Source organism: Streptomyces violaceusniger Tu 4113, assembly GCF_000147815.2.
In the GTDB taxonomy this organism is placed as follows: Bacteria; Actinomycetota; Actinomycetes; order Streptomycetales; family Streptomycetaceae; genus Streptomyces; species Streptomyces violaceusniger_A.
The window spans coordinates 3,151,884-3,168,712 of the sequence record NC_015957.1; the positions used below are offsets into that span (position 1 = coordinate 3,151,884).

The window sequence follows — 16,829 nt, forward strand, 5'->3', positions numbered from 1 at the left end:
GACGGACGACGACGCGCGCCTTCGCCGAACGGGCGGAGAAGCGAACGATTCGGCGGGGCTGAGCGACGCACGCGAGGCCGCCGGGCGGCAGACGGACGACGACGCGCGCCTTCGCCGAACGGGCGACGGTGACACCAGCCGCTGCCGCGGCGGGGCGAACGATTCGGCGGGGCTGAGCGGGCAGGCCGGGGAGGGGCCCGTCGTCGTGCTGGTCGGGCCCATGGGCGTCGGGAAGACCACCGTCGGGCAGGTGCTCGCACACCGGCTCGGCACCACCTTCCGCGACAGTGACACCGACATCGTCGCGACGGCGGGCAAGGAGATCTCGGAGATCTTCATCGACGAGGGCGAGCCGCACTTCCGTGAGCTGGAGCGGCAGGCCGTACGGACCGCCGTCGCCGAGCACCGGGGCGTGCTCGCGCTGGGCGGCGGCGCCATCCTCGACGAGGGCACCCGTGAGCTGCTCGTCGGCCTCCCCGTCGTCTTCCTGGAGATGGGCGTCGCCGAGGCCGTCAAGCGCACCGGGCTGGACGCCCCGCGCCCGCTGCTCACCGTCAACCCGCGCCAGCGCTGGCGTGAACTGATGGAGCAGCGCCGCCCGCTGTACACCGAGGTCGCCCGCGCCGTCGTGTCGACCGAGGACCGCACCCCCGAGGACGTGGCCGAGGCCGTCCTGGACGTACTGGAGCTGAAGAACGCATGACACCCCCTGTGGCCGATACTCCTACGCGCATCCAGGTCGGAGGCACCGCGGGCACCGCGCCGTACGAGGTGCTGATCGGCCGGCAGCTCCTCGGCGAGCTCCCCGGGCTGATCGGCGCGGCCAAGCGCGTCGCCGTCCTGCACCCCGAGGCGCTGGCCGAGACCGGTGAGGCCATCCGTCAGGACCTCGCCGAGCAGGGGTACGACGCCGTCGCGATCCAGCTGCCCAACGGCGAGGAGGCCAAGACCGTCGAGGTCGCCGCGTACTGCTGGAAGGCGCTCGGGCAGACCGGCTTCACCCGCACCGATGTGATCGTCGGCGTCGGCGGCGGCGCGACCACCGATCTCGCCGGATTCGTCGCCGCGAGCTGGCTGCGCGGCGTGCGCTGGATCGCCGTTCCCACGACCGTGCTGGCCATGGTCGACGCCGCCGTCGGCGGCAAGACGGGGATCAACACCGCCGAGGGCAAGAACCTCGTCGGCGCCTTCCACCCCCCGGCCGGGGTGCTGTGCGATCTGGCCGCGCTGGACTCGCTGCCGGCCAACGACTACATCAGCGGGCTCGCCGAGATCATCAAGGCGGGCTTCATCGCTGACCCGGAGATCCTGGAGCTGATCGAGCGGGACCCGGCCGCCGCCCGCACCCCCGCCGGTCCGCACACCGCCGAGCTCATCGAGCGCTCCATCCGGGTCAAGGCCGAGGTCGTCTCCAGCGACCTCAAGGAGTCCGGGCTGCGGGAGATCCTCAACTACGGGCATACGCTCGCCCACGCCATCGAGAAGAACGAGCGCTACAACTGGCGCCATGGCGCGGCCGTTTCCGTGGGCATGGTCTTCGCCGCCGAGCTGGGGCGGCTGGCGGGCCGTCTGGACGACGCGACGGCCGACCGCCACCGCGCCGTCCTGGAGTCCGTGGGCCTGCCGCTCACCTACCGTGGCGACCAGTGGCCCAAGCTGCTGGAGACCATGAGGGTCGACAAGAAGTCCCGCGGTGACCTGCTGCGCTTCATCGTCCTGGACGGTCTCGCCAAGCCCACCGTCCTGGAGGGCCCGGACCCGGCGGTGCTGCTCGCCGCGTACGCCGAGATCTCCCGCTGACGCGGAAGGTAATCCGTCGTCGCCGTTGGCGTCGCGTCGCAACTCTGTCATCGCCCTCGAAGCCCGCGGCATCGCCGCGGGCTTTCGAACAGCTTCCCAACCTCTCGTAGTTGTGGCCCTTACGAATTGCCTGGCAGGCAAGGGGTGGCGGGCGCACAACGGGTTTGCGGGGCGTTCACACAGCGGCGCTCTGGGCAGGTACCGTTCGGTAGGAGCGGCCTCACCGCCGTATCAACGTGACAGTTGTCGGATGAGAACTGCCTGTACGAGACGGAGTGCCACCGGATGCAGCATGCAGTGGGAGCTCCGCTGCCACCGCCCCACCAGCCGGGGCCGGTGCCCGGTCCGCAGGGTGCGGGCTGGGCCCAGGGCGCGAGTGCGAACCATCACCCGGGACCTCACCCCAATCCCCCCGCCCCGCCCGCGCCTCCGGTGCCCGGGCACCCCGCCCCGCCCGCGCCTCCGGTGCCCGGGCACCCCGCCCCGCCCGCGCCTCCGGTGCCCGGGCACCCCGCCCCGCCCGCGCCTCCGGTGCCCGCGCAGCACCCCGCACCGCCCGCGCAGCATCCGGTATCGCCTCCGCCGGCCCCGCCCGCGCACCCCGGGGCGCCGCTGGAGACGGTGAACACCACCGGCCATATCCAGCTCCCGCCCGGCGGTCCGGTGCCGCTGCCGCACCCCCCGGCGGACCCGTCGGTCGCCGATGTCTCGCAGGCGGCCGTGGCGGTCCTGCTGATCGGACCGGCCGGGGCGGGCAAGACGACGGTCGCGCGCCACTGGGCCGACCGCCGCCGGGTGCCGACCGCGCACATCAGCCTCGACGATGTGCGGGAGTGGGTCCGGTCCGGTTTCGCCAACCCCCAGTCGGGGTGGAACGAGAACTCCGAGGCGCAGTATCGTCTCGCCCGCCGCACCTGCGGCTTCGCCGCCCGTAACTTCCTGGCCAACGGGATCTCCTGCATCCTCGACGACGCCGTCTTCCCCGACCGCCCGGTCGTCGGTCTCGGCGGCTGGAAGCGCCATGTGGGCCCCGGTCTGCTGCCGGTGGTGGTCCTTCCGGGCCTGGAGATCGTCCTGGAGCGGAACGCGGCCCGCACCGGTAACCGCCGCCTCAGCGACGAGGAGGTGGCGCGGATCCACGGCCGGATGGCCGGGTGGTACGGCTCCGGCCTGCCGATCATCGACAACTCCACGTATGACGTGGAGACCACGGCCCGCATGCTCGACGAGGTGGTCACCCGCTCCATCGCAAGCCCACCGAGCTGGTAACCACGGCCGCCCCTTTTTGAGGCTCGGTTCGCCTCCGGGCGCCTCAGTCTCTCCCCCCCCGGCTACCGCTGGGAGGTGCCCCCTGTCGACGGTCGACCGTGCTCGGCCTCTTCGTTCCTCAGAGGCCTGCGCGCGCGCTCCCTTTCGACAGCGACTCGACAGCGACTCGACAGCGACGCGCCCCTTCGGCTCACTCGCCGGAGCCATTGGAGGAGCCAAGACCCCTGAGCGTGCGTACGCTCGGGGACATGTCCGAGGTGTACGCGGCCCGACGTGCCCGTCTGCACGATCAGTGCACCGCGGCCGGGAGCGCGGCGGCGCTGGTGTCCCGGCCCGCCAATGTGCGCTATCTGTGCGGCGCCGTGCCGCCCGGAGCCGTGCTGCTGCTCGGCCCGGTCCAGGATGTGCTGGTGGCCACCGAGATCCCGTCCGCTCCACCGCTCTCTCCGTCCCTCTCCTCGGGCCCGACGCGTTCGGACGAGCCCCGGCTGCTCGTCATTCCCGGCGCGGACGGCGATCCGGTGGTGGCCGCCGCCGATCTGGCCGCGGCGGACGGCGCCGACTCGCTGGCCGTCGAGGAGCACGATCTGACCGTCGCCCGCCATCGGGCGCTCGGCGCCGCCGCGCCCCGGCTCCGTCTGGCCGATCTGGACCGCGCCGTCGAGCAGTTGCGGCTCGTCAAGGACGACGAGGAGATCTCCTGTATGCGGATCGCCGGGGAGCTGGCCGATCAGGCGCTCGGCGAGCTGCTGGAGTCGATTCTGGTGGGCCGCACCGAGCGTCATCTGGCGCTGGAGCTGGAGCGCCGGCTGGTGGACCACGGCGCGGACGGCCCGGCCTTCCCCACCGTCGTCGCGGCGGGGCCCAACGCGGGACGCCCCGGCCATCTGCCCACCGACCGGCGGGTCGAGGAGGGCGACTTCCTCACCATCTGCCTGGGTGCCGACTACCGCGGCTACCGCTGCCAGGTGGGCCGTACCTTCGTCATCGGACCCTCGCCCGCGGACTGGCAGGTCGAGCTGTACGATGCCGTCTTCGCCGCCCAGCGGGCCGGGCGGGAGGCGCTGTTGCCGGGCCGGGCCTACTGCGATGTGGACCGGGTGACCCGCCAGGTGCTGACCGCGGCGGGCTACGGAGACGCCCTCGAACCGTGCACCGGACACGGTGTGGGCCTGGAAATCGACGAGGACCCTCGGCTCACACCGTCCGCCATGGGTAAACTGGACGCTTGTGTGCCGGTCACCGTCGAGCCGGGGGTCCACCTCCCGGGACGGGGCGGTGTCCGGATCGATGACACGCTCGTCGTCCGCCCCGAGGCGGACGGCGGACCCGAGCTACTCACCATCACGACCAAAGAGCTGCTCGCACTCTGAAGAACAGGGCGCGCCGGCGGCTTTCTGGTCTCCGCCAGCTGTAGTCCAGGAGAACCCGCAACCGTGGCATCCACGAACGACCTCAAGAACGGCTTGGTGCTCAAGCTCGAAGGCGGCCAGCTCTGGTCCGTCGTCGAGTTCCAGCACGTCAAGCCCGGCAAGGGCCCCGCCTTCGTGCGCACCAAGCTCAAGAACGTGCTGTCCGGCAAGGTGGTCGACAAGACCTTCAACGCCGGCGTGAAGGTCGAGACGGCCAATGTCGACAAGCGCGGCATGCAGTTCTCGTACAAGGACGGCGAGAGCTTTGTGTTCATGGACATGGACACTTTCGACCAGATCTACATCACCCCCGAGGTCGTGGGCGACAACGCCCGCTATCTGCTGGAGGGCTTCGAGGCCGTCGTGGCGATGTACGAGGGCAACCCGCTGTACGTCGAGCTCCCCGCCGCCGTCGAGCTGGTGATCGAGTACACCGAGCCGGGCGTCCAGGGCGACCGCTCCACCGGTGGCAGCAAGCCCGCCAAGCTGGAGACCGGCTACGAGATCGGCGTGCCGCTGTTCATCACCACCGGTGAGAAGATCAAGGTCGACACCCGCTCCGGCGAGTACCTCGGTCGGGTGAACAACTAACCGTGGCTGCCCGCAACAAGGCCCGTAAGCGTGCCTTTCAGATCCTCTTCGAGGCCGATCAGCGCGGCGCCACCGTGCAGATCGTGCTCGCGGACTGGATCCGGCTCGCCCGGACCGACGACCGGCAGCCGCCCGTCAGCGAATACACGATGCAGCTCGTCGAGGGATATGCGCAGCACATCGACCGGATCGACGAGCTGATCGCCACCTATGCGGTGGGCTGGACGCTGGACCGGATGCCGGTCGTCGACCGGAATATCCTGCGGCTGGGCGCGTATGAGCTGGTGTGGGAGGACGAGACCCCGGACGCGGTGGTGATCGACGAGGCGGTGCAGCTCGCCAAGGAGTTCTCCACCGATGACTCGCCGGCCTTTGTCAACGGTCTGCTGGGCCGTATCAAGGAGCTGAAGCCGACTCTGCGTCGCGATCAGGAGCACCCGGAGCACCGGGCATAACCGCGACGGGGCCGTCACGCCGGACTACGAGCCGGACCGCCGGGCCATACGACGGACGCCGCACAGGGGCGTCATACGCCGCACAGGCGCGTCATACGACAAAGCCGCCGGGGGCGGTGGAGGACCCAGAGGGGCCCCACCGCCTCCGGCGGCACGTTTCTGCTGGTGAAGAGGGAAAGGGGACTGGGGACTCAGACGTCTTCGTGCTGGACCGCGCGGCGGGCGTCGGCGCCCAGCACGCCCCAGCTGATGAGCTGTTCGGTCAGCACGGACGGCGACTGGTCGTAGATAACGGCGAGGGTGCGCAGGTCGTCCTGGCGGATCGAGAGCACCTTGCCGTTGTAATCGCCACGCTGGCTCTGGATCGTGGCGGCATACCGCTGCAGCGGGCCTGCCTTCTCGACCGGCACATGGGCCAGTCGCTCAAGGTCCAGTACCAGCTTCGGCGGCGGCTCGGCGGCCCCGGCCGGGCTCGTGCCCGGAAGCAGTTCCTGCACCGGGACGCCGTAGAAGTCGGCCAGCTCGGCGAGACGCTGCACGGTCACGGCGCGGTCGCCGCGCTCGTACGATCCCACCACCACGGCCTTCCAGCGGCCCTGGGACTTCTCCTCGACACCGTGGAGGGAGAGGCCCTGCTGGGTGCGGATGGCGCGGAGCTTGGCCCCGAGCTGTTTGGCGTATTCGCTGGACATAAAGCTCCCCGGACGCTGTATCGACGTGCGGCTGTGCCGCGCGGCTGGTCACTCACTGTGAGGTTACGCAGCGTAATTTCCATTCGTCAAGCCGAACGGAGCGGAGGGGCTCCGGCCAGGGGTGATGGCGAGAGCACCCCGGACCCCTGCTAGTGTGAATGGCGCAAATCCGACCGTCCTTTAAGGTCCGTCCCGTGAGGCGGAGAAGGAGGTCCGTTTCGTATGGACGCCCCTACCTCGGACGCCGCGCGCCCCGTGCTGGAAGCACCGGATATCGCGCGCGTTCTCACCCGCATCGCCCACGAGATCGTCGAACGCGCCAAAGGCGCCGATGACGTGGTGCTGCTCGGCATTCCCACCCGTGGTGTCTTTCTCGCCCGGCGGCTGGCCGCCCGGCTCGAAGAGATCACCGGCAAGCCCGGCCGGATCCCGGTCGGCTCGCTCGACATCACGATGTACCGCGACGACCTGAGGCTGCGCCCGGCCCGCGCGCTCGCCCGTACCGAGATCCCCGACGACGGCATCGACGGCCGTCTGGTGGTCCTCGTCGACGATGTGCTCTTCTCCGGCCGCACCATCCGCGCCGCGCTCGACGCCCTCGGTGACATCGGGCGCCCGCGCGCGGTCCAGCTCGCGGTCCTCGTCGACCGTGGTCACCGTGAACTGCCGATCCGCGCCGACTATGTCGGTAAAAACCTCCCCACGTCGCTGCGGGAGACGGTCAAGGTCCAGCTCACCGAGGAGGACGGCCGCGACAGCGTGCTCCTCGGGCTGCGCGAGACCACCCCCGCGGACGGGGAGTAGCGCCCCTCACCGACGGCGAGTGCCGCCCCGGCGACCCCGGGGGGACCCGCCCGACGGACCACCGGTGCCGCCATGACACCGGTCCCCGCGCCTGCCCGCCCGCACGCCCGCACACCTCCTTCACCCACGGAGCAACCGGATGAAGCGCCACCTCATCTCGGCCGCCGACCTCTCGCGCGACGATGCCGTCCTGATCCTCGACACCGCCGAGGAGCTGGCCCGGCTCGCCGACCGGCCGATCAAGAAACTGCCGACCCTGCGCGGCCGTACCGTCGTCAACCTCTTCTTCGAGGACTCCACCCGCACCCGCATCTCCTTCGAGGCGGCCGCCAAGCGGCTGTCCGCCGACGTCATCAACTTCTCCGCCAAGGGCTCCTCGGTCTCCAAGGGCGAGTCCCTGAAGGACACCGCGCTCACCCTGGAGGCCATGGGCGCGGACGCCGTGGTGATCCGCCACCACGCCTCCGGCGCCCCGCACCGGCTCGCCACCTCCGGCTGGATCAACGGCGCCGTGGTGAACGCGGGCGACGGCACCCATGAGCACCCCACCCAGGCGCTGCTCGACGCCTTCACCATGCGCCGCCATCTGACCCCGGACGCCTCCGGCGTCGGACAGGACCTGGCCGGGCGCCGGGTCACGATCGTCGGCGACATCCTGCACAGCCGGGTGGCCCGCTCCAACGTCCATCTGCTGGCCACCCTGGGCGCCGAGGTCACGCTGGTCGCCCCGCCGACGCTGGTCCCCTTCGGCGTGGAGAGCTGGCCCTGCGAGGTCTCCTACGACCTGGACGCGGTGGTCGGCAAGAGCGACGCCGTGATGATGCTGCGCGTCCAGCGCGAGCGGATGAACGCCGCGTTCTTCCCCACCGAGCGGGAGTACGCCCGCCGCTACGGCCTGGACGGCGACCGCATGGCGCGGATGCCGGAGCACGCCATCGTCATGCACCCCGGCCCCATGAACCGCGGTATGGAGATCACCGCGGAGGTCGCGGACTCCGACCGCTGCACCGCCGTCGAGCAGGTCGCCAACGGCGTCTCGATCCGCATGGCCGTCCTGTATCTGCTGCTCGGCGGGAACGAGTCCGCCGTCGCCACCGCCCGCACCGAGGAGAGCAAGTGACCATGAGCGACACCCGCAAGACGCTGCTTCGCGGGGCGAAGGTGCTCGGGGGTGAGCCGCGGGACGTGCTGATCGAGGGGGAGCGCATCGCCGCGGTCGGCACCGGGCTGGACGCGGACGGCGCCACCGTGATCGACGTCGCCGGGCAGATCCTGCTGCCGGGCCTGGTCGACCTCCACACCCATCTGCGCGAGCCCGGCCGCGAGGACTCCGAGACGGTCCTCACCGGCACCCGGGCCGCCGCGGTCGGCGGTTTCACCGCGGTCCACGCCATGGCCAACACCTTCCCGGTCGCGGACACCGCGGGCGTCGTGGAGCAGGTGTGGCGGCTGGGCAGGGAGTCCGGCTACTGCGACGTCCAGCCGGTGGGCGCGGTGACCGTGGGCCTGGAGGGCAAGAAGCTCGCCGAACTGGGCGCGATGCACGACTCCGCCGCCGGGGTGCGGGTCTTCTCCGACGACGGCAAGTGCGTGGACGACGCGGTGATCATGCGCCGCGCGCTGGAGTATGTGAAGGCGTTCGACGGCGTCATCGCCCAGCACGCCCAGGAGCCCCGGCTCACCGAGGGCGCCCAGATGAACGAGGGCATCGTCTCCGCCGAGCTGGGCCTGGGCGGCTGGCCGGCCGTCGCCGAGGAGTCGATCATCGCCCGCGATGTGCTGCTCGCCGCGCACGTCGGCTCCCGGGTGCACATCTGCCATCTGTCCACCGCCGGCTCGGTCGAGATCGTCCGCTGGGCCAAGTCCAAGGGCTGGAACGTCACCGCCGAGGTCACCCCGCACCATCTGCTGCTCACCGACGAGCTCGTACGCTCCTACGACCCCGTCTACAAGGTGAACCCGCCGCTGCGCACCGAGGCCGATGTGATGGCGCTGCGCGAGGCGCTCGCCGACGGCACCATCGACTGCGTGGCCACCGACCACGCCCCGCATCCGCACGAGGACAAGGACTGCGAGTGGGGCGCCGCGGCCATGGGCATGGTCGGCCTGGAGACGGCGCTGTCCGTGGTCCAGCACACCATGGTCGACACCGGGCTGCTGGACTGGACGGGCGTCGCCGACCGGATGTCGGTGCGGCCCTCGGCGATCGGCCGGCTGACCGGCCACGGCCGTCCCGTCGCCGCCGGGGAGCCCGCCAACCTCACCCTGCTCGACTCCGCTTACCGTGGTGTGGTGAACCCCGCGGGCTTCGCCTCCCGCAGCCGCAACACCCCCTACGAGGGCCGCGAACTGCCGGGCCGCGTGACGTACACCTTCCTGCGGGGCCGGGCGACGGTTGTGGACGGGAAGTTGGCGTGACATCTGTGAACCATCCGGTGGCGGGCCTCGCGGGATTCGCGGGCCTCGCCGCCGAGCAGAAATCGCAGGACGTGACGGACTGGGCCGCCCGGATCGGCTGGGTCGTCGGGCTGCTGCTGGTCATCGCGCTGGTCTACTGGCTGATGCGCGAGGGCTGGAAGTGGCGCGGCACCCTCCAGGGCGACCTCCCCGAGCTGCCCCAGGCCCCGTCCGAGCCCGGTGACCCGCAGCTTCGGATGAGCGGCCGCTACCACGGCTCCACCACCGCCGGGCAGTGGCTGGACCGGATCGTCGCCCACGGTCTCGGCACCCGCAGCCGGGTCGAGCTCACCCTCACCGACCAGGGCGTGAGCGTGGTCCGGCCGGGCGCCCAGGACTTCTTCATCCCCGCCGCCGAGCTGCGCGGCGCCCGGCTCGACAAGGGCATCGCGGGCAAGGTCCTCGCCGAGGGCGGGCTGCTGGTGATCACCTGGCAGCTCGGCGAGAAGCTGATCGACTCGGGCTTCCGCTCCGACCACGCCGCCGAGCACCCGGCCTGGGTCGACGCCCTCACCACCTCCGACAGCGACCAGAACCACCCCAGCAACCAGACGGAAGGCGCCGAACGATGACGACCTCCACCCGGGGCGCCAGCGCCCCTGCCGTACTCGTCCTGGAGGACGGCCGCACCTTCCGCGGCCGGGCCTACGGGGCCGTGGGGGAGACCTTCGGCGAGGCCGTGTTCTCCACCGGGATGACCGGCTACCAGGAGACGCTGACCGACCCCTCCTACCACCGCCAGGTCGTCGTGATGACCGCCCCGCACATCGGGAACACCGGCGTCAACGACGAGGACCCGGAGTCCCAGCGCATCTGGGTCTCCGGCTATGTGGTGCGCGACCCGGCCCGTACGCCCTCCAACTGGCGCTCCCGCCGGTCGCTCGACGAGGAGCTCACCGCCCAGGGCGTCGTCGGCATCAGCGGGATCGACACCCGTGCCCTCACCCGCCATCTGCGCGAGCGCGGCGCCATGCGCGTGGGCATCTTCTCCGGCGAGGCAATCGCCGACGAGGCCACGCTGCTCGCGAAGGTGCAGGCCGCCCCGCAGATGAAGGGCGCCGACCTCAGTGGCGAGGTCGCCACCGCCGAGACCTACGTCGTCCCGGCGATCGGCACCAAGCGGTTCACCGTCGCCGCGATCGACCTGGGCATCAAGGGCATGACCCCGCACCGGATGGCCGAGCGCGGCATCGAGGTGCACGTCCTGCCCGCGACCGCCACCGCCGAGGACATCTACGCGGTCGACCCGGACGGGGTCTTCTTCTCCAACGGCCCGGGCGACCCGGCCACCGCCGACCACCCCGTCTCCCTGATGAGGGCCGTGCTGGAGCGCTCCACGCCGCTGTTCGGCATCTGCTTCGGCAACCAGATCCTCGGCCGCGCGCTCGGCTTCGGCACCTTCAAGCTGAAGTACGGCCACCGCGGGATCAACCAGCCGGTGCAGGAGCGCGGCGCCACGGGAACGTGGACAGGGGGGAAAGTGGAGGTCACCGCCCACAACCACGGCTTTGCCGTGGACGCCCCGCTCGACGCGCCGTCCGACACCCCCTTCGGCCGCGCCGAGGTCTCCCATGTCTGCCTCAACGACAACGTGGTCGAGGGGCTGCGGCTGCTCGACCGCCCCGCGTTCAGCGTCCAGTACCACCCCGAAGCCGCCGCAGGTCCGCATGACGCCGCGTACCTTTTCGACCGCTTCGTGTCCCTGATGGAGGGCCAGCGTGCCTAAGCGCACCGACATCCAGTCCGTCCTGGTTATCGGCTCCGGCCCGATCGTCATCGGCCAGGCCGCCGAATTCGACTACTCCGGCACCCAGGCCTGCCGGGTGCTGAAGTCCGAGGGCCTGCGGGTCATCCTGGTCAACTCCAACCCGGCCACGATCATGACCGACCCGGAGATCGCCGACGCCACCTATGTCGAGCCGATCACCCCGGAGTACGTCGAGAAGATCATCGCCAAGGAGCGCCCCGACGCGCTGCTGCCCACCCTCGGCGGCCAGACCGCGCTCAACACCGCCATCTCCCTGCACCAGGCGGGCACCCTCGACGAGTACGGCGTCGAGCTGATCGGCGCCAATGTCGAGGCGATCCACAAGGGCGAGGACCGCGACCAGTTCAAGAGGGTCGTCGAGGCCGTCCACGCCAAGATCGGCCACGGTGAGTCCGCCCGCTCGGTCATCTGCCACTCCATGGACGACATCCTCGCGGGCGTCGAGGAGCTCGGCGGCTACCCCGTCGTGGTCCGCCCCTCCTTCACCATGGGCGGCGCTGGCTCCGGCTTCGCCCACGACGAGGACGAGCTGCGCCGTATCGCCGGCCAGGGCCTGGCCCTCTCGCCGACCACCGAGGTGCTCCTGGAGGAGTCCATCCTCGGCTGGAAGGAGTACGAGCTGGAGCTGATGCGCGACCGCAACGACAACGTCGTGGTCGTCTGCTCCATCGAGAACTTCGACCCCATGGGCGTGCACACCGGTGACTCGATCACCGTGGCCCCGGCGATGACGCTCACCGACCGCGAGTACCAGATCCTGCGGGACATCGGCATCGCCGTCATCCGCGAGGTCGGCGTCGACACCGGCGGCTGCAACATCCAGTTCGCGGTCAACCCCGAGGACGGCCGGGTCATCGTCATCGAGATGAACCCGCGCGTCTCCCGCTCCTCGGCGCTCGCCTCCAAGGCCACCGGCTTCCCCATCGCCAAGATCGCCGCCCGGCTGGCCGTCGGCTACACCCTCGACGAGATCCCCAACGACATCACCGAGCAGACCCCGGCGTCCTTCGAGCCCACGCTCGACTACGTCGTGGTCAAGGTGCCGCGCTTCGCCTTCGAGAAGTTCCCGGCCGCCGACGCCCGGCTCACCACCACCATGAAGTCGGTCGGCGAGGCCATGGCCATCGGCCGCAACTTCACCGAGGCGCTGCAGAAGGCGCTGCGCTCGCTGGAGAAGAAGGGCAGCCAGTTCGACTTCACCGGCGAGCCCGGGAACAAGGCCGAGCTGCTGACCAAGGCCGCCGTCCCGACCGACGGGCGGATCAACACCGTGATGGGGGCGATCCGCGCCGGGGCCACTCAGCAGGAGGTCTTCGACGCCACCCGGATCGACCCGTGGTTCGTGGACCAGCTCTTCCTGATCAACGAGATCGCGGACGAGGTCGCCGCCGCCGACAAGCTCGTCCCCGAGCTGCTCGCCGAGGCCAAGCGGCACGGCTTCTCCGACGCCCAGATCGCGGGAATCCGCTCGCTGCGCGAGGACGTGGTCCGCGAGGTGCGGCACGCCCTGGGCATCCGGCCCGTCTACAAGACGGTCGACACCTGCGCCGCCGAGTTCGCCGCCAGGACCCCGTACTTCTACTCCTCCTACGACGAGGAGTCCGAGGTCGCCCCGCGCGAGACCCCCGCGGTGATCATCCTCGGCTCGGGCCCCAACCGCATCGGCCAGGGCATCGAGTTCGACTACTCCTGCGTCCACGCCTCCTTCGCGCTGCATGACGCGGGCTATGAGACCGTCATGGTCAACTGCAACCCGGAGACCGTCTCCACCGACTACGACACCTCCGACCGGCTCTACTTCGAGCCGCTCACCCTGGAGGACGTGCTGGAGATCGTCCACGCCGAGCAGCAGGCGGGCCCGGTCGCCGGTGTGATCGTCCAGCTCGGCGGCCAGACCCCGCTGGGCCTCGCCCAGGCACTCAAGGACAACGGTGTGCCGATCGTCGGCACCTCGCCCGAGGCGATCGACCTCGCCGAGGAGCGCGGCGCCTTCGGCCGGGTGCTCACCGAGGCCGGGCTGCCCGCGCCCAAGTACGGCACCGCCTTCTCCTTCGCGCAGGCCAAGGGCATCGCCGCCGAGATCGGCTACCCGGTCATGGTCCGCCCCTCCTACGTCCTCGGCGGCCGCGGCATGGAGATCGTCTACGACGAGCCCTCGCTCGCCGCGTACCTGGAGCGGCACGCCGGGCTGATCTCCGAGCACCCCGTGCTGATCGACCGCTTCCTCGACGACGCCATAGAGATCGACGTGGACGCGCTCTACGACGGCGAGGAGCTCTACCTCGGCGGCGTCATGGAGCACATCGAGGAGGCCGGGATCCACTCCGGCGACTCGGCCTGCGCCCTGCCCCCGATCACCCTCGGCGGCTTCGACATCAAGCGGCTGCGCGCCTCGACCGAGGCCATCGCACGCGGTGTGGGCGTCCGCGGGCTGATCAACATCCAGTTCGCGCTGGCCGGGGACATCCTCTACGTGCTGGAGGCCAACCCGCGCGCCTCCCGCACCGTCCCCTTCACCTCCAAGGCCACCGCCGTACCGCTGGCCAAGGCCGCCGCCCGGATCTCGCTGGGCGCCACCATCGCCGAGCTGCGCGCCGAGGGGCTGCTGCCCTCCAGCGGCGACGGCGGCACGCTGCCGCTGGACGCGCCGATCTCCGTCAAGGAGGCCGTGATGCCGTGGTCGCGGTTCCGGGACGCCTCCGGGCGCGGGGTGGACACCATCCTCGGCCCGGAGATGCGCTCGACCGGTGAGGTCATGGGCATCGACTCGGTCTTCGGCGCGGCCTACGCCAAGTCGCAGGCCGGGGCGTACGGCGCGCTGCCGACCAAGGGGCGCGCGTTCGTCTCCGTCGCCAACCGCGACAAGCGTTCGATGATCTTCCCGGCCCGGGAGCTGGTCGGCCTCGGCTTCGAGCTGCTGGCGACCTCGGGCACGGCGGAGGTGCTCAAGCGCAACGGGATCAACGCGACCGTGGTGCGCAAGCACAGCGAGGGCGAGGGGCCGAACGGTGAGAAGACCATCGTCCAGCTCATCCACGAGGGCGAGGTCGACCTGATCGTCAACACCCCGTACGGCACCGGAGGGCGGCTGGACGGCTATGACATCCGTACGGCGTCCGTCGCCCGCGGGGTGCCCTGCCTGACCACCGTCCAGGCGCTCGCGGCCGCCGTCCAGGGCATCGAGGCGCTGGGCCGGGGCGCGGTCGGCGTCCGATCGCTCCAGGAACACGCGGAACATCTGACCGCCGCCCGCGAGGAGTGAGGCGAGGGAGGGGGACACCGGCCGGTGTCCCCCTCTTCATGAGCCCCCTCTTCATGAGCCCCCTCTTCATGAGCCCCCTCTTCATGAGCCCCTCTTCATGGGCCAGCCCTTTATGAGCCCCTCATGAGCCCGCCTCCTGATGAGCCCACCCCTTCGCCTCCGCGCAGAAAGCCCCTCATGTACGCGCTCCTGTTCAACCTGATCTTCCGGCGCATGGACCCGGAGAAGGCCCATCACCTGGCCTTTTCCTGGATCCGGCTGGCGGCCCGCGTCCCCGTCCTGCGGACGTTCGCCGCCGCCGTCCTCGCCCCCCGCCACAAGGCGCTGCGCACCGAGGCGCTGGGCCTGCGGATGCACGGGCCCTTCGGGCTCGCCGCCGGATTCGACAAGAACGCCGCCGGAATCGACGGCATGGCCATGCTGGGCTTCGACCATGTCGAGATCGGCACGGTCACCGCCCAGCCGCAGCCCGGCAACCCCAAGCGGCGGCTCTTCCGGCTGGTCGCCGACCGAGCCCTGATCAACCGGATGGGCTTCAACAACGAGGGCTCGGCGGCGGTCGCGGCCCGCCTCGCCGCCCGGCGCCCGGCCTTCGTCACGACGCTCGGCGTCAACATCGGCAAGACCAAGGTCGTCCCGGAGGCGGAGGCCGTCGCCGACTATGTGACCTCCACCGAGCGGCTCGCCGCCCACGCCGACTACCTCGTCGTCAACGTCTCCTCGCCCAATACCCCCGGACTGCGGAATCTCCAGGCCGTGGACCAGCTACGGCCGCTGCTGACCGCGGTCCGCGAGGCCGCTGACCGTACGGTCACCGATCGCCGGGTGCCACTTCTGGTCAAAATCGCGCCGGATCTCGCCGACGAGGACGTGGACGCGGCCGCCGATCTGGCGGTCGAGCTCGGCCTGGACGGCATCATCGCCACGAACACGACGATCGCGCGCGACGGCCTCGGCCTCACCTGCGACTCGCGGCTCACCGCCGAGACCGGCGGCCTGTCCGGCGCCCCCCTGAAGGCACGCTCCCTGGAGGTGCTGAGCCGCCTGTACGCCCGTGTGGGCGACCGGCTGACCCTCGTCGGGGTCGGCGGGATCGAGACCGCGGAGGACGCCTGGGAGCGGATTCTGGCCGGTGCCACGCTGGTGCAGGGCTACAGCGCCTTCATCTACCGGGGCCCGTTCTGGTGCCGTGAGATCCACCGCGGCCTCGCGGACCGGCTGGCCGCGAGCCCGTACGCCACCCTCGCCGAGGCCGTCGGCGCGAAGGCATCCGCGTAACGCCTCCGGCGGCGTTGTTCCCCACCCCGCCCCTTCCCGAACCGGGGGCGGAGCCGCCGGGCCCCCGCCGGGGCTCCGCCCCGGACCCCGCTCCTCAAACGCCGGAGGGGCTGGGAGGTTGCTCCCTCGATCGCCGGAGGGGCTGAATTTCCTGAGGAGAGACCAATGACGACCTCTGCCCCCACCCCCTTCGGTACGCGGCTGCGCGCCGCCATGGACGCCCGCGGCCCGCTGTGCGTCGGCATCGACCCGCACGCCTCCCTGCTCGCCGACTGGGGCCTGGGGGACGACGTCGCGGGGCTCGAGCGGTTCACGAGGACCGTTGTGGACGCCCTCGCCGAGCGGGTCGCCGTCCTCAAGCCGCAGTCGGCCTTCTTCGAGCGGTTCGGCTCCCGCGGCATCGCGGTGCTGGAGCGGGCCGTCGCCGACGCCCGGGCCGCCGGGGCGCTGGTGCTGATGGACGCCAAGCGCGGCGACATCGGGTCGACCATGGCCGCGTACGCCTCCGCCTATCTGGATCCGGCCGGCCCGCTGTTCTCGGACGCGGTCACCGTCAGCCCCTACCTCGGCTTCGGCTCGCTGCGCCCGGCGCTGGACGCGGCGCGGGCGGCGGGGGCGGGCGTCTTCGTGCTGGCGCTGACCTCCAACCCGGAGGGCACCGAGGTGCAGCACGCGGTACGGCCCGACGGTTCGACCGTCGCGGCCACCGTACTGAGGGCGCTCAAGGCCGAGAACGCGGCCGAGGCCGCCGAGGGCCGCCTCGGCTCGTACGGCGCGGTCGTCGGCGCGACGCTGGGCAGGGCGCCGGAGGAGGCGTGCGTCGATCTGACGATCGACGGGCCGCTGCTGGCCCCCGGCATCGGCGCCCAGGGCGCGACCCCCGCCGATCTTCCGGCGGTCTTCGGCCCGGCGATCAAAAATGTCGTTCCGAGCGTCAGCAGGGGGGTGCTTCGGCACGGTCCGGACGCCGCGTCGCTGGTCGCGGCGGCCTCCCGAATGGCTGAGGAAGTGCGTGCTGTGGCCGAATAACCCGGCTATTTT

15 protein-coding genes are annotated in these 16,829 nt (G+C 71.2%); 14 read left to right on the forward strand and 1 reads right to left on the reverse strand.

Features of this window, described 5'->3' with window-relative positions:
• Nucleotides 1–220 precede the first annotated feature (220 nt).
• The 6 genes from STRVI_RS13740 (at nucleotide 221) to nusB (ending at nucleotide 5,527) form a co-directional block, all read left to right on the forward strand.
• Nucleotides 221–703, forward strand: a complete 483-nt coding sequence (locus STRVI_RS13740) for a shikimate kinase (protein ID WP_050993943.1) — start codon at nucleotides 221–223, stop codon at nucleotides 701–703.
• Complete coding sequence (gene aroB, locus STRVI_RS13745) at nucleotides 700–1,800, forward strand: 3-dehydroquinate synthase (protein ID WP_014056254.1); 1,101 nt, start codon at nucleotides 700–702, stop codon at nucleotides 1,798–1,800. Before STRVI_RS13740 ends, aroB begins: the two co-directional genes overlap by 4 nt.
• Nucleotides 1,801–2,085: 285 nt before the next feature.
• Nucleotides 2,086–3,069, forward strand: coding sequence for an AAA family ATPase (locus tag STRVI_RS13750; RefSeq protein WP_014056255.1), 984 nt, complete (start codon nucleotides 2,086–2,088; stop codon nucleotides 3,067–3,069).
• A gap of 248 nt (nucleotides 3,070–3,317) precedes the next feature.
• Nucleotides 3,318–4,442, forward strand: coding sequence for an aminopeptidase P family protein (locus tag STRVI_RS13755; RefSeq protein ID WP_014056256.1), 1,125 nt, complete (start codon nucleotides 3,318–3,320; stop codon nucleotides 4,440–4,442).
• A gap of 63 nt (nucleotides 4,443–4,505) precedes the next feature.
• A complete protein-coding gene (gene efp / locus STRVI_RS13760) occupies nucleotides 4,506–5,072 on the forward strand; it encodes an elongation factor P (protein ID WP_014056257.1) in 567 nt (188 codons plus the stop codon).
• A 2-nt stretch (nucleotides 5,073–5,074) separates the two neighbouring features.
• A complete protein-coding gene (nusB, locus tag STRVI_RS13765; RefSeq protein WP_014056258.1) occupies nucleotides 5,075–5,527 on the forward strand; it encodes a transcription antitermination factor NusB in 453 nt (150 codons plus the stop codon).
• Nucleotides 5,528–5,718: 191 nt separating this feature from the next.
• Here nusB and bldD read toward each other — a convergent pair whose 3' ends face one another.
• Nucleotides 5,719–6,219 carry a transcriptional regulator BldD gene (gene bldD / locus STRVI_RS13770; RefSeq protein WP_014056259.1) on the reverse strand — a complete coding sequence of 167 codons (501 nt, stop codon included), beginning with the start codon at nucleotides 6,217–6,219 and terminating at the stop codon, nucleotides 5,719–5,721.
• Between the two features lie 222 nt (nucleotides 6,220–6,441).
• Here bldD and pyrR point away from each other — a divergent pair, with 222 nt between their 5' ends.
• From pyrR to pyrF, 8 genes are all read left to right on the forward strand, one after another.
• On the forward strand, nucleotides 6,442–7,023 hold the full coding sequence (gene pyrR, locus STRVI_RS13775; RefSeq protein WP_014056260.1) for a bifunctional pyr operon transcriptional regulator/uracil phosphoribosyltransferase PyrR: 582 nt from the start codon (nucleotides 6,442–6,444) through the stop codon (nucleotides 7,021–7,023).
• Between the two features lie 139 nt (nucleotides 7,024–7,162).
• A complete protein-coding gene (locus tag STRVI_RS13780) occupies nucleotides 7,163–8,143 on the forward strand; it encodes an aspartate carbamoyltransferase catalytic subunit (RefSeq protein ID WP_014056261.1) in 981 nt (326 codons plus the stop codon).
• 2 nt (nucleotides 8,144–8,145) lie between these two features.
• Nucleotides 8,146–9,441 (forward strand): dihydroorotase, encoded by a 1,296-nt coding sequence (locus STRVI_RS13785; protein ID WP_043235877.1) that lies wholly within the window; start codon nucleotides 8,146–8,148, stop codon nucleotides 9,439–9,441.
• A complete protein-coding gene (locus STRVI_RS13790; RefSeq protein WP_014056263.1) occupies nucleotides 9,438–10,052 on the forward strand; it encodes a hypothetical protein in 615 nt (204 codons plus the stop codon). Before STRVI_RS13785 ends, STRVI_RS13790 begins: the two co-directional genes overlap by 4 nt.
• Nucleotides 10,049–11,206 (forward strand): glutamine-hydrolyzing carbamoyl-phosphate synthase small subunit, encoded by a 1,158-nt coding sequence (gene carA, locus STRVI_RS13795; RefSeq protein ID WP_014056264.1) that lies wholly within the window; start codon nucleotides 10,049–10,051, stop codon nucleotides 11,204–11,206. Before STRVI_RS13790 ends, carA begins: the two co-directional genes overlap by 4 nt.
• A complete protein-coding gene (carB, locus tag STRVI_RS13800; RefSeq protein ID WP_014056265.1) occupies nucleotides 11,199–14,510 on the forward strand; it encodes a carbamoyl-phosphate synthase large subunit in 3,312 nt (1,103 codons plus the stop codon). Before carA ends, carB begins: the two co-directional genes overlap by 8 nt.
• 177 nt (nucleotides 14,511–14,687) lie before the next feature.
• Entirely contained in the window at nucleotides 14,688–15,788 is a 1,101-nt protein-coding gene (locus STRVI_RS13805; RefSeq protein WP_014056266.1) for a quinone-dependent dihydroorotate dehydrogenase, read from the forward strand.
• 165 nt (nucleotides 15,789–15,953) lie between these two features.
• On the forward strand, nucleotides 15,954–16,817 hold the full coding sequence (pyrF, locus tag STRVI_RS13810; RefSeq protein ID WP_014056267.1) for an orotidine-5'-phosphate decarboxylase: 864 nt from the start codon (nucleotides 15,954–15,956) through the stop codon (nucleotides 16,815–16,817).
• The last annotated feature ends 12 nt before the right edge of the window (nucleotides 16,818–16,829 follow it).

Coding starts and splice junctions, on each gene's coding strand:
- STRVI_RS13740 (WP_050993943.1), top strand. CDS start 221: ATGGGCGTCGGGAAGACCACCGTCGGGCAGGTGCTCGCACACCGGCTC.
- aroB (WP_014056254.1), top strand. CDS start 700: ATGACACCCCCTGTGGCCGATACTCCTACGCGCATCCAGGTCGGAGGC.
- STRVI_RS13750 (WP_014056255.1), top strand. CDS start 2,086: ATGCAGCATGCAGTGGGAGCTCCGCTGCCACCGCCCCACCAGCCGGGG.
- STRVI_RS13755 (WP_014056256.1), top strand. CDS start 3,318: ATGTCCGAGGTGTACGCGGCCCGACGTGCCCGTCTGCACGATCAGTGC.
- bldD (WP_014056259.1), bottom strand. CDS start 6,219: ATGTCCAGCGAATACGCCAAACAGCTCGGGGCCAAGCTCCGCGCCATC.
- pyrR (WP_014056260.1), top strand. CDS start 6,442: ATGGACGCCCCTACCTCGGACGCCGCGCGCCCCGTGCTGGAAGCACCG.
- STRVI_RS13780 (WP_014056261.1), top strand. CDS start 7,163: ATGAAGCGCCACCTCATCTCGGCCGCCGACCTCTCGCGCGACGATGCC.
- STRVI_RS13785 (WP_043235877.1), top strand. CDS start 8,146: ATGAGCGACACCCGCAAGACGCTGCTTCGCGGGGCGAAGGTGCTCGGG.
- carA (WP_014056264.1), top strand. CDS start 10,049: ATGACGACCTCCACCCGGGGCGCCAGCGCCCCTGCCGTACTCGTCCTG.
- STRVI_RS13805 (WP_014056266.1), top strand. CDS start 14,688: ATGTACGCGCTCCTGTTCAACCTGATCTTCCGGCGCATGGACCCGGAG.
- pyrF (WP_014056267.1), top strand. CDS start 15,954: ATGACGACCTCTGCCCCCACCCCCTTCGGTACGCGGCTGCGCGCCGCC.